The 12053-nt window shown below is 72.4% G+C and carries 14 protein-coding genes; 7 read left to right on the forward strand and 7 right to left on the reverse strand.

Annotated elements, in window-relative coordinates:
• Positions 1 to 102 precede the first annotated feature (102 nt).
• From AB0I89_RS15845 to AB0I89_RS15865, 5 genes are all read right to left on the reverse strand, one after another.
• Positions 103 to 408 (reverse strand): hypothetical protein, encoded by a 306-nt coding sequence (locus tag AB0I89_RS15845; RefSeq protein ID WP_357126408.1) that lies wholly within the window; start codon positions 406 to 408, stop codon positions 103 to 105.
• The gene (locus AB0I89_RS15850) at positions 380 to 643 is read right to left on the reverse strand and encodes a DUF6364 family protein (protein WP_357126411.1); all 264 of its coding nucleotides are present in this window, start codon (positions 641 to 643) and stop codon (positions 380 to 382) included. The genes AB0I89_RS15845 and AB0I89_RS15850 overlap by 29 nt, the downstream gene beginning before the upstream one ends.
• An 83-nt stretch (positions 644 to 726) precedes the next feature.
• Positions 727 to 1422 carry a methyltransferase domain-containing protein gene (locus AB0I89_RS15855; RefSeq protein ID WP_357126414.1) on the reverse strand — a complete coding sequence of 232 codons (696 nt, stop codon included), beginning with the start codon at positions 1420 to 1422 and terminating at the stop codon, positions 727 to 729.
• 137 nt (positions 1423 to 1559) lie between these two features.
• On the reverse strand, positions 1560 to 1757 hold the full coding sequence (locus AB0I89_RS15860; protein ID WP_357126417.1) for a DUF397 domain-containing protein: 198 nt from the start codon (positions 1755 to 1757) through the stop codon (positions 1560 to 1562).
• Positions 1748 to 2515: a helix-turn-helix transcriptional regulator gene (locus AB0I89_RS15865; protein WP_357126420.1), complete on the reverse strand. Its 768-nt coding sequence runs from the start codon at positions 2513 to 2515 to the stop codon at positions 1748 to 1750. Before AB0I89_RS15865 ends, AB0I89_RS15860 begins: the two co-directional genes overlap by 10 nt.
• Before the next feature lie 275 nt (positions 2516 to 2790).
• On the opposite strand from AB0I89_RS15865, the gene AB0I89_RS15870 reads away from it, so the two are divergent.
• The 7 genes from AB0I89_RS15870 to AB0I89_RS15900 all read left to right on the forward strand — a co-directional run bounded on the left by AB0I89_RS15870 (position 2791) and on the right by AB0I89_RS15900 (position 10968).
• Complete coding sequence (locus AB0I89_RS15870) at positions 2791 to 3051, forward strand: hypothetical protein (protein ID WP_357126423.1); 261 nt, start codon at positions 2791 to 2793, stop codon at positions 3049 to 3051.
• On the forward strand, positions 3048 to 3326 hold the full coding sequence (locus AB0I89_RS15875; protein WP_357126426.1) for a hypothetical protein: 279 nt from the start codon (positions 3048 to 3050) through the stop codon (positions 3324 to 3326). The genes AB0I89_RS15870 and AB0I89_RS15875 overlap by 4 nt, the downstream gene beginning before the upstream one ends.
• Positions 3327 to 3448: 122 nt before the next feature.
• Positions 3449 to 5569, forward strand: a complete 2121-nt coding sequence (locus tag AB0I89_RS15880) for a molybdopterin oxidoreductase family protein (protein ID WP_357126429.1) — start codon at positions 3449 to 3451, stop codon at positions 5567 to 5569.
• Complete coding sequence (locus AB0I89_RS15885) at positions 5566 to 7005, forward strand: FAD-dependent oxidoreductase (protein WP_357126431.1); 1440 nt, start codon at positions 5566 to 5568, stop codon at positions 7003 to 7005. The genes AB0I89_RS15880 and AB0I89_RS15885 overlap by 4 nt, the downstream gene beginning before the upstream one ends.
• Positions 7002 to 9524: a nitrite reductase large subunit NirB gene (nirB, locus tag AB0I89_RS15890; protein ID WP_357126434.1), complete on the forward strand. Its 2523-nt coding sequence runs from the start codon at positions 7002 to 7004 to the stop codon at positions 9522 to 9524. Before AB0I89_RS15885 ends, nirB begins: the two co-directional genes overlap by 4 nt.
• 8 nt (positions 9525 to 9532) lie before the next feature.
• Positions 9533 to 9880: a nitrite reductase small subunit NirD gene (nirD, locus tag AB0I89_RS15895; RefSeq protein WP_357126595.1), complete on the forward strand. Its 348-nt coding sequence runs from the start codon at positions 9533 to 9535 to the stop codon at positions 9878 to 9880.
• Positions 9880 to 10968 (forward strand): uroporphyrinogen-III synthase, encoded by a 1089-nt coding sequence (locus AB0I89_RS15900; protein WP_355050730.1) that lies wholly within the window; start codon positions 9880 to 9882, stop codon positions 10966 to 10968. The genes nirD and AB0I89_RS15900 overlap by 1 nt, the downstream gene beginning before the upstream one ends.
• 88 nt (positions 10969 to 11056) lie before the next feature.
• On the opposite strand, the gene AB0I89_RS15905 is transcribed toward AB0I89_RS15900, so the two are convergent.
• Complete coding sequence (locus tag AB0I89_RS15905) at positions 11057 to 11683, reverse strand: ATP/GTP-binding protein (RefSeq protein ID WP_357126437.1); 627 nt, start codon at positions 11681 to 11683, stop codon at positions 11057 to 11059.
• Entirely contained in the window at positions 11664 to 12029 is a 366-nt protein-coding gene (locus AB0I89_RS15910) for a DUF742 domain-containing protein (protein WP_282305307.1), read from the reverse strand. The genes AB0I89_RS15905 and AB0I89_RS15910 overlap by 20 nt, the downstream gene beginning before the upstream one ends.
• Positions 12030 to 12053: the final 24 nt, after the last annotated feature.

Here is a 12053-nt window from a genome sequence, read left to right on the forward strand (position 1 = left end):
AAAAACGCTAGGAAGGTGGAGTTACCTGGCAGTGCCTGTCGTGGGTCGGCCCGGAAACGCCTGCCGCACCACGGGCCGGGGGCGTTGGTGAGGTCCGTCGATTCAGAGCTGTTGGAGGATGCGCAGCGCGCGGCCGACCCGGAGCATCGTGTCGGTGTCGGCGACGTCCACGCACTCGGTGAACCACTTCTTCATGGGCGAGGAGATCCGGTCGGGCATCACCACGTACGCGCCCATCGGCACGGCCAGGGGCGAGTCGCGCAGCAGCGACTCCTCGACCACCTCGACGACGATCACGATGGGCACGTCGGTGGAGTTGTAGACATCCGAGCTGATCACCAGACCGAGGCGTTCCCGGGCGCCCTCGATGCGCCAGACCTCACCCCTGCGCAGCACGCGGCGGTTCACCGGAGAAGAGGTCGTTGACCATGCCCACCTCGCGGGCGTCGGCGAGGGCGGCGGACTCCAGGTCGAGGCCGGCGCGTCCCACGGCGGCGGCGTGCGCGGTGAAGACCTCGCGCAGCGCCTTCTCCCGGGCGGCCTGGTCCATCCACGCCGAGAGGGACAGCCCTTCGCGCTTGGCGAAGCGTCGGGCCTCCTCGATCGTCTCGTCCGTGAACGACAGCGTCACCTTGGCAGTCATGCCGGTGAGACTACCCATCGGTATGACTGTCAGTCATCCACGCGGTGGCCGGCTCGCTCCCGGGTGTCGAAACGTGCATATCGTCAGCGGGCACGTCCGCCGAACACCGCGAAACGCCACTCCTTGAAGTAGCAGTCGACGTCGACCAGGCCGGCCTCGTCGAGCCATCGGCACTGGTCGGCGACGGTCGCCGGAAGGTCGTAGCGCATGCGGCCCCGAGAGGCGGCGATCTCCTCCGGCGACGACCCCAACTCGGCGATCCGCGCCATCCACACCTCGTCGTAGCGCTGGTCGAGCGCGGGAGTCGGCCCCGCGACCTGCTCGGCGTTGACGAACACCCCACCGGGCGTCAGGGCGGCGGCGGCCCGCCGGTAGAGCGCCCGCTTGCCGTCGTCGTCCAGGTGGTGGATCGCGAGCGCGCTGACCACCGCGTCGTAGCGGCCGGGGGGCAGCTCGTCGGACAGGTCCGCCTGGACGGTCCGGTGCGGCACCGAACGCGCCGACAGCTCGTCGGTGGCGCGGGCCAGCATCGCCGGCGCGGCGTCCACAAGGGTCAGCCGGACCCCGGGCACCGCCGCGGCCAGCAGGAGCGAGAGCAGCCCGGTGCCCGCGCCCAGGTCCAGCACCTCGGGGGTACGCCCCGCCGCCAGCGCGGCACGCAGCGGTGGTGTGGCCACCTCGACGGCCGTGCCGTAGAAGGCGTCGAAGCAGGGCACCAGCCGCCGCCGCGCCTCGTCGTAGGTGCCGGCCACCGCGTCGAAAACGTCCACCACACTCATCGCGCGCACTCCCATTTAGTGAGACAGATTTCCCACATTATAAGCGCCGATGGGCCAACGCCGCCGACCCCGGATACGCGAAAGCCCCCGGCACCCTTCGTGGGTTTCAGGAGCCGGGGGCCGCTACGTCTAGCTGTTCAGGCCGGGTCGTGTGCCTTCGCCATACCGACGAACGCCTGCCAAGCCGCTGACCCGAAGGCCAACACCGGCCCTGCCGGGTCCTTCGAGTCCCGCACACCGACGATGCCAGGCAGGTTGTCCGCAACCTCGACGCAGTCGCCGCCATTGCCGCTGCTGCGGGTGCTCTTACGCCACTGCGCGCCGGTCAGTTCCATGTCTTCGCCATCTCCGTAAGTAGCTCGACGGATTGCCAGTGGGACAACGCCTCACCGCGCACGTTCTCCCACGCGGCCAGCATCGCCGCTATGTCCTCAGCACCGGTGACGACCTGCCCCTGAAGCTGATTGTCGAGGTAACCGGCAATCCGATGCTCAGGCCCCACGGCGATCACGAAGGGTCCATTCAGGCCAGCGTACGCGCCGACGGTGGAGGGGACGATGTGCACGCGGACGTGCGGGGCCCCGCACGCGGCGACGAGGGCCCGTACCTGCTCACGCATGACGGCGCGTCCACCGACCGGCCGCCGCAACACGGCTTCGTCGACAACGGCGGTGAAGTGTGGCGGGTCTTCACGGGTCAGGATGCTTTGCCGGGCGAGCCGTGAGGCCAGGTGTCGCTCGACGTCGCTGCGGGCGATGACGTCGGCTCCGGCGAGCACGGCGCGGGCATATGCCTCGGTCTGGAGGAGGCCGGGGAGGACGGTCGACTGAAACGACCGCAGCGAGATCGCCTCGCGCTCAATCTCCTGCCATGGTCGGAACCAAATTGGCTCGCGGCGTCTTGAAGTGTCCGGCCAGATGTCCCCTATGGGCCGTCGGAGCGCACTCGCCGCCGCCTCCCGGTGTCGGGGGTGGGGAATGTGGTCGTGGTTCAGCCAGCGCGCGACCGTCTTCCGATCGACCCCGACCAGCCCTGCCAGGGACTCAATCGAATGACCCGTCTCTGCTAGCGCGGCGCGTAGCGCATCGTTCACGACTTCCCCCCTCGGATGCGCGGAATGTCTCGCGACCATATCGCTACGGGCTGTTCTTGTCCTGTTACTGCCCGCAAGGTGAGATCAGGCGGTGCGGCCGGTAGGGATCAGAGCCCGGCGGACGCGTTCGTATCGGGGCCGCCCCTGGCCCGTGGGCATCGCGGGGCGGCCCCTTCCCACAGTGACGACCAGGGGGAGAGAGCACCGTGCCGGACAAGCCGCCGGATCGGAGACCCACACCGAAGCCCACACCGCGGAAGCCACACACGGGTGACGTGCTGCACCTGACGCGTGCCGCGAGTGTGCAGTTCCTGCACCCGATCTTCGTCCGCGTGATTCGCGTGCTCGACTGGCCGACGTACGACGGGTGGCTGTGGATTGACGCTTACGAGCTGGCCCCGAATGGCGACGCGGTCGCGCGCCGGTCCCTGTTCGTGATGCCGGTGGGCCTGATCTGGGCGGGCGCGTCCGCCCCGGCGGCCCGTCGCTCGACCACCCGCACTCCCGTCAGGCGCGGTCCGGTGCGTGTTCGATGACCCGTCGTCCTCGCCCGCACCATCCGATGCGCCCGGCGTGGCTCTGCGGCAACTGTGCCGCTCCCTGGCCGTGCCCGCCGGCACAGCTTCACCTCGCGACCGAGTTCCACGGCCATTCGATCGCCCTGGCGTTCTACCTGGCAGCGAACATGCAGGACGCGGTTGCCGACCGGTACGCCCTGGGTCTTGATCCTGACCTGCGGGCACTTCACGCCCGGTTTCTGGGCTGGCTTTCGCTGTCCCGCCGACCGAACCGCGCCGACCTGGAGGGGTGACTGTCGGTCCGCCGCCACCTACCCGTCACGCCCGTTGCTCCCGTGCGGTGTGAGGCCCACTTGACAGGACCGAAACAGAAGGGACCCGGACTGGAAACTGCCCGGCGGCACGCTTTGCCGACATGACAGACGGTGCACGGCCGGCAACTCGATCGGGGCGTACGCCCCGGGAGGTGGCGACGCACTGCCCGTACTGCGCTCTCCAGTGCGGGATGACCCTGCGCGAGGACGAGGCAGGGGTGAGCGTGCTCCCCCGCCAGTTCCCGACCAACCGGGGTGGGCTGTGCCAGAAGGGCTGGACCTCGGCGGAGCTACTCGACCACCCGGACCGGCTGACCAGCCCGCTCGTGCGTGACACCGTCAGCGGCGAGCTGCGCCCGACGACCTGGGACGCCGCGCTGGACCGGGTCGCCACCGGCGTACGCGCCATCCAGGACAGCTCCGGGCGGGACGCGGTCGCCGTCTTCGGCGGCGGCGGGCTGACCAACGAGAAGGCGTACGCGCTGGGGAAGTTCGCCCGGGTCGCACTGCGTACCCGCAACATCGACTACAACGGGCGGTTCTGCATGTCCTCGGCGGCCGCCGCCGGGATGCGCGCCTTCGGCATCGACCGAGGGTTGCCGTTCCCCCTGTCCGACCTGGGTCAGGCCGACACGCTGCTGCTGGTCGGCGCCAACCCGGCGGAGACCATGCCGCCGCTGGTGCGCTGGCTCACCGAGCAGCGCCAACGCGGCGGGAAGCTCATCGTCGTCGACCCCCGCGTCACCGCCACCGCCCGCCAGGCCGACCTGCACCTGCAACCGCTGCCCGGCACCGACCTCGCCGTGGCCAACGCGCTGCTGCACATCGCGCTCACCGAGGGCTGCGTCGACCAGGCGTACGTGGCCGAGCGCACCACCGGCTTCGACGCGGTCCGCCGCAGCGTCGCCGCCTGGTGGCCGGCCCGCGCGGAACAGCTCTCCGGGGTGCCGGTGGCCGATCTCGAGGCGACCGCCCGCGCGCTGGGCACCGGCGGCCGGGTGATCATCCTGACCGCGCGCGGAGCCGAGCAGCACGCCAAGGGCGTCGACACCGTCACCGCGTACGTCAACCTGGCCCTCGCCCTGGGCCTGCCGGGCCGACCGGGCTCCGGGTACGGCTGCCTCACCGGCCAGGGCAACGGTCAGGGCGGGCGGGAGCACGGGCAGAAGGCCGACCAGCTCCCCGGCTACCGCAGGATCGATGATCCGGCGGCCCGGGAACACGTCGCGGGCGTCTGGGGCGTACCGGCCGACGAGCTGCCCGGTCCCGGTGTGCCGGCGTACCAGCTCCTCGACTCGCTCGGCACCGCCGACGGTCCCCGGGCGCTGCTGGTGTTCGGCTCGAACCCGGTGGTCTCCGCTCCCCGGGCCGCCCGGATCGAGGGCCGGCTACGCGACCTCGACCTGCTGGTCGTCGCCGACCTACTGCTCTCCGAGACGGCGGCGCTGGCCGACGTGGTGCTGCCCACCGCCCAGTGGGCCGAGGAGGACGGCACGATGACCAACCTGGAGGGTCGGGTGCTGCGTCGGCGCGCGCTGCGCCCACCGCCGCCGGACGTCCGCACCGACCTGGCCATCCTCGCCGACCTGGCGGGACGCTTGGGCGACGCCGAGACGGCGGCGGCGCGGTTCCCGACCGACCCGGCCACCGTCTTCGGCGATCTGCGCCGCGCCTCCGCGGGCGGCATCGCCGACTACGCCGGCATCACCTGGGAGCGCATCGACGCCACCGACGGCGTCCACTGGCCGTGTCCCAGCGCGGACGGGCCGGACACGCCACGACTCTTCGCCGACAGGTTCGCCACCCCGGACGGCCGGGCCCGGTTCCACCCCGTCGACCACCGGCCGGCCGCCGAGGAGGTGTGCGCCACGTATCCGCTGCACTTCACCACCGGCCGGGTGCTGGCCCAGTACCAGTCCGGCACGCAGACCCGCCGGGTACCGGCGCTGCGTCGCGCGGCGGCCGAGGCGTTCGTCGAGCTGCACCCCGACCTGGCCGCCCGGTTGGGCATCGACGACGGCGACCCGGTGCGGGTCACGTCCCGCCGGGGCGAGCTGCGCGCCCCGGCCCGGCTCAGCCCGGGTATCCGGCCGGACACGGTCTTCGCGCCATTCCACTGGCCGGGCGCCGGGCGGGCCAACTCGGTGACCAACGACGCGGTTGACCCGATCTCCGGGATGCCCGAGTTCAAGATCTGCGCGGTCCGGGTGGAGAAGGCATGACCGCCCGGGTGGTCATCGTGGGCAACGGCATGGCCGGCGCCCGGCTCGCGACCGAGCTGCACGCCCGCGGGGACGAGCGCAAGGTCACCGTCCTCGGGGCGGAACCGCACCGCGCGTACAACCGGATCATGTTGTCCACGCTGCTGGCGGGCCGCATCGACGAACCGGACGTGGAGCTGACCGAGGCCGCCGGGCACGGCATCGACCTGCGCTCGGGCGTGACGGTCGCCGCCGTGGACCGGTCCGCCCGCGAGGTCCGCACGGCCGACGGCGAACGGATCGCCTACGACCATCTGGTGCTGGCCACCGGCGCGCGGGCGGTGGTGCCGCCCCTGCCCGGCCTCGACCCGGCCGACCTGCCCCGGCGGGTCGTCCCCTTCCGCACCCTGGACGACTGCCGCCGCATCCTGGCCGTGGCGCGCGACGCACGCGCCGCGATCGTGCTCGGCGGCGGGCTGCTCGGGCTGGAGGCCGCCCGGGGCCTGGCCACGCGCGGGCTGGCCACCACCGTGGTGCACCCGACCAACCACCTCATGGAACGGCAACTCGATCCGGCGGCCGGCACGGTGCTGGCCAGCACACTCGCCGGGCTCGGCGTCACGATCCAGCTCGGGGTGCCCGCCACCGGGGTGGCGGCGGACGACAGCGGCGTCCGACTCGACCTGGCCGACGGCCGGTCGCTGCACGCCGACCTGCTGGTGCTCTCCTGCGGGGTACGCCCGGACACCGCCCTCGCGCAGGCCGCCGGGCTGGCCGTGCGGCGCGGCGTGGTGGTGGACGACCGGCTGCGCACCAACGACCGGTCCATCTCGGCGCTCGGCGACTGCGCCGAACACGACGGGACGCTCACCGGACTGGTCGCGCCCGCGTGGGCCCAGGCGCGGGTGCTCGCCGACGTGTTGACCGGCACGGACCCGCTCGCCCGGTACCGGCCCCGCCCGGTGGTGACCCGGCTCAAGGCGGCCGGGATCGACCTGGCCGCGATGGGCGAGGCGGTCGGCGGCCCGCCGGGCGAGGAGCTGACGTTCACCGACCCGACCCGGGGCACGTACGCCCGGCTGCGCATCCATGACGAGCGGTTGATCGGCGCGATCCTGCTCGGCGACAACCCGGCGATCGGCACGGTGATCCAACTTTTCGACCGGGGTCACCCGGTACCGGCCGACCGGCGGGCCCTGCTGCTCGGCCGGGCGCTCGGCGGGGCCGTCTCGACGCCGAGCGCGTCACCGGCGCTGATGCCGGACGCGGCCGTCGTCTGCCAGTGCAACAACGTGACCAAGGGAGCGCTGGTGCGCTGCTGGCGCTCCGGCGCGCGGACGGTCGACGCGGTGGTGGCTGGCACCCGGGCCGGCACGGGATGCGGCGGATGCCGCGACGCGGTCGGCGGCATCGTCGACTGGTTGTCCGAAGCGGAATCTGTGGAGGTGACGCGATGAGCGGCGCGGACCTGGTCGTCGTCGGCAACGGCATGGTGGGGCAGCGCTTCGTCGACGCACTGCGCGCCCGTGACCCGCAGGGCCACTGGCGGGTCACGGTACTGGCCGAGGAGAGGCGTCCGGCGTACGACCGGGTGCGTCTCTCGGCGTACTTCGACGGGGTGAGCGAAGAGGAACTGAACGTGCACACCCCGGACGACGGGGTGCGGCTGCACCTCGGTGAGCCGGCCACCGCCATCGACCGGGAACGGCAGGTGGTGAGCACCGCCGAGGGCGACTACCACTACGACGCGCTGGTGCTGGCCACCGGGTCGTACCCGTTCGTGCCGCCGGTGCCCGGGGCCGACCTGCCCGGCGTCTTCGTCTACCGGACGCTCGACGACCTGGCGGCGATCCGCACGTACGCCGCCGGTCGGCGGGTCGGCGCGGTGATCGGCGGCGGGCTGCTCGGGCTGGAGGCGGCGAACGCCCTGCGCCTGCTCGGCCTGAGCACCGACGTGGTCGAGTTCGCGCCCCGGCTGATGCCGGTGCAGGTGGACCAGGCCGGCGGCGCGATGCTGCGCCGCTACGTCCACGACCTGGGTGTGCGTACCCACCTCGGGGTCGCCACCACGGCGATCCGCGCGGGCGCCGACGGCACGGTGGCCGCGTTGGAGCTGTCCGACGGCCGGGTGGTCGACGCCGAACTGGTCGTGGTGGCCGCCGGCATCCGACCCCGCGACGAGCTGGCGCGGGCCGCCGGGCTGCCGTTGGGTCCGCGCGGTGGGGTGCTGGTCGACGAGACCTGCCGCACGGCCGACGAGCGGGTCTGGGCCGTCGGCGAGTGCGCGGCGGTCGACGGCACCTGTCACGGCCTGGTGGCACCGGGGTACGCGACGGCCGAGGTGGTCGCCGACCGGCTGGTCGGCGGCGCGGCGACGTTCCCGGGCGCGGACACCGCCACGAAGCTGAAGCTGCTCGGGGTGGACGTGGCGTCGTTCGGCGACGCCCACGGCACCACCGAGGGCTGCCTGGACGTCACGTTCACCGACCCGGCTACCCGCGTGTACGCCAAGTTGGTCCTCTCCGACGACGCGCACACCCTGCTCGGTGGGGTGCTGGTGGGCGACGCCAGCGCGTACCCGACGCTGCGGGCCAGCGTGGGTGGCCCGCTGCCGGCCGCGCCGCTGGCCCTGCTCGCCCCCGACGGCGGCGGCGCGGACGCCGGGACGCTCCCCGCCGCCGCGCAGGTCTGCTCCTGCAACGCGGTGACCCGGGGCGACGTGGACGCCGCCATCGCCGGCGGCTGTTCGGACGTGCCGGCGCTGAAGGCGTGCACCAGGGCGGGCACGAGCTGCGGCTCCTGCGTGCCGATGCTCAAGCAGCTTCTCGACGCGGCCGGGGTGGCACAGTCCACGGCGCTGTGCGAGCACTTCGACGTGAGCCGCCGCGAGCTGTTCGAGATCGTGCGCGTACGCGGCATCCGCACCTTCTCCCGGCTGGTCGCCGAGCACGGCCGGGGACGCGGCTGCGACATCTGCAAGCCCGTGGTGGCCTCGATCCTGGCCTCGCTGGGCAACGGGCACGTGCTCGACGGCGAGCAGGCGTCGTTGCAGGACACCAACGACCACTTCCTGGCCAACCTGCAACGCGACGGCAGCTACTCGGTGGTGCCCCGCATCCCCGGCGGCGAGATCACCCCGGAAAAGCTGATCGTGATCGGCGAGGTGGCCCGGGACTTCCAGCTCTACACGAAGATCACCGGTGGGCAGCGGATCGACCTGTTCGGGGCCCGGGTGGAGCAGCTACCGCAGATCTGGCGACGCCTGGTCGACGCCGGCTTCGAGTCCGGCCACGCGTACGGCAAGGCGCTGCGCACGGTGAAGTCCTGCGTCGGCGAGACCTGGTGCCGGTACGGCGTACAGGACTCGGTGGGGTTGGCCGTGGCGCTGGAGCTGCGCTATCGCGGGCTGCGCGCCCCGCACAAGCTCAAGTCGGCGGTCTCCGGCTGCGCCCGCGAGTGCGCCGAGGCCCGCAGCAAGGACTTCGGCATCATCGCCACCGAGACCGGCTGGAACCTCTACGTCGGCGGCAACGGCGGCTTCCGGCCCCGGCACGCCGACCTGTTCGCCACTGATTTGTCAACAGAAACCCTGATTCGACTAATCGATAGATTTTTAATGTATTACATCCGCACCGCCGACCGGCTGCAACGCACGGCCGGCTGGATCGAGGCCATGGACGGCGGCCTGGACCACCTGCGGGCCGTGATCGTGGACGACTCGCTCGGCATCTGCGCCGACCTCGACGCGGCCATGGCACAGCACGTGGCGTCGTACTCGGACGAGTGGCGCGACGTGCTGGACGATCCGGAGCGGTTGCGCCGCTACACCTCCTTCGTCAACGCCCCCGACGTGCCCGACCCGTCCATCACCTTCGCCGTGGAGCGCGGCCAGCCGGTGCCGGCGCGCGGCGGCACCCCACCCGACGGCCACGGCCGTCGTCCCGTCACGCTCGGCCTTCCGGAGGTACGGCGATGAGCATCACGATGACCACCCGGACCACCCTCGGCTGGACGGCGGTCTGCCCCCTCGACCGGCTGGAACCGGAGCGGGGTGTCGCCGCCCTGGTCGACGGCGTGCAGGTGGCTCTCTTCCACACCGTGGACGGGCTGTTCGCGATCGACAACCGTGACCCGGTCACCGGCGCGTACGTGCTGTCCCGGGGCATCGTGGGCAGCCGTGGCGGAGTGCCGACGGTCGCGTCGCCGCTGCACAAGCAGGTGTACGACCTGCGCACCGGGGAGTGCCTCGACCTGCCCGGGGTGACCGTGGCCCGGCACGACACGCGCTGCCACGACGGGATCGTCGAAGTGCGGTTGCGACGGGAGGACTGATGCGGGAAGAACTGGCCGGCTTCACCATCGGGGTGACCGCCGACCGGCGGCGCGACGAGTTGGCCGCGCTGCTCGAACGCCGGGGCGCACGCGTGGTGCTCGCCCCGGCGCTGCGGATCGTGCCGCTGTCCGACGACAGCGAACTGCGCGAAGCGACCCGCGCCTGCCTCGACCAGCCACCCGACATCCTGATGGCCAACACCGGCATCGGGATGCGTGGGTGGCTGGAGGCGGCCGAGGGCTGGGGGCTGGCCGAGCCGCTGCGTTCGGTGCTCGCCAGCTCGTACGTCGTCGCCCGGGGTCCCAAGGCGCGCGGCGCGATCCGTGCGGCCGGCCTGCACGACCAGTGGTCACCGGCGTCGGAGAGCTGCGACGAGGTGGTCGACCACCTGCGTCGGCGGGGGGTGGCCGGGCAGGTGATCGCCATGCAGTTGCACGGTGAGCGGCAGCCCGAGTGCACCCTCGCGCTGGAGGCGGCCGGCGCGACGGTGATCGAGGTGCCGGTCTACCGCTGGGCGCCACCGACGGACCCTGCTCCGCTGCACCGGCTGATCGACCTGATCGCCGGCCGGCTGGTGGACGCGGTGACATTCACCTCCGCGCCGGCGGTCGAGGCGCTGCTGCGGGCGGCCGGCGACCGTACCGACGCGGTGGTGTCCGCGTTCCGCACCGACGTGCTGGCTTGTTGCGTCGGCGCGGTGACCGCCGAGCCGTTGCTCCGGCTCGGGGTGCCGGTGAGCGCGCCCGGCCGCGCCCGGCTGGGCGCCCTGGTTCGGACCATCGTCGACGAACTGCCCCGGCGGACCGTGACCTTCAAGGCCGGCGGCCACCTGCTCACGTTGCGCGGGCACGCCGCGGTGATCGACGGCGACCTGCGGCCCCTCGCTCCCGCGCCGATGGCGGTGCTGCGGGCGCTGGCGCAGTCCCCGGGCCGGGTGCTGTCGCGTACCGCCCTGCTGCGGACCCTGCCCCGGGGCGCGGACGAGCACGCCGTGGAGATGGCGGTGGCCCGGCTGCGTGCCGGTCTGCGCGCGCCCCGGGTGGTGCAGACCGTGGTGAAGCGCGGCTACCGGCTCCGGGTCGACTGAAACGCGCCACGGCCGGCTGTCGCCAGCCGGCCGTGGCCGTGGGTTCAGTCGGCGGTGACCGTGGATCCAGCCGGCCGTGACCGTGGGTTCAGCCGACCGGCGTGGGGAAGCCCCGGCCGTGCTCCGCCTGGAGGCGGAGCATGGCGTGCTCGACCACCGTCACCAGCACCTGCTTGACCGAGTCCCGCTGCCGGGCGTCGGTCATGACCAGCGGCACCTGCGGCGAGATGGCCAGCGCCTCGCGGATCTCCTCCAGCTCATACTGGGGAGCGCCGTCGAAGTTGTTCAGCGCCACCACGTACGGCAGGTTCCGGTTCTCGAAGTAGTCCAGCGGGGCGAACGCGTCCGTGATCCGACGGGTGTCCACCAGGACGGCGGCACCCACCGCCCCTCGGATGATCTCATCCCACATGAACCAGAAGCGGGTCTGACCCGGCGTACCGAACAGGTACAGGATCAGGTCCTGGGCCATGGTGATACGACCGAAGTCCATGGCGACCGTGGTGGTCTCCTTGCCGGGCACCTTGGACGGGTCGTCGATGCCGACACCGGCCGCGGTCATCACCGCCTCGGTCGTCAACGGCGTGATCTCGGAGATCGCGCCGACCAGGGTCGTCTTACCGACGCCGAAACCGCCCGCGACGACGATCTTCGCGGAGACGATTCCCCGGCTCGGCTGCCGCCCCCCAGCGGGGTCATAGCCTGCGAAGTCCACTTAGCACCCTTCCAAGCAGTTCCATCCGCTCCTCGAACCCCTCGGCGGGAGCAGCAGTGTGTAACGTCAGCAGGCTCTCGGCCACCATGTCGGCGACCAGCACCCGGGCGACGCCCAGCGGCATCCGGGTGTACGCGGCGATCTCCGCCAGCGACTGTGCACGGCCCTCGCAGACCGTGGCGATTCGGTGCTTGTCGTGCCCCGCGAAACGGGACTCGGCAACCTGGGTGGGAGAGGAGGTGAGGACCGCCTCGAGGGCGATGTCCTGCCGGGGCTCGGTACGACCACGGGTGACCGCGTACGGACGCACCAACGCGCCACGCGGGTCAACGCGTCGTTGGTCCATCCCCGATCACCTCCTCGTCTCCCG

Origin of the sequence: Micromonospora sp. NPDC049801 (assembly GCF_040656575.1) — a bacterium.
Taxonomy (GTDB): domain Bacteria; phylum Actinomycetota; class Actinomycetes; order Mycobacteriales; family Micromonosporaceae; genus Micromonospora.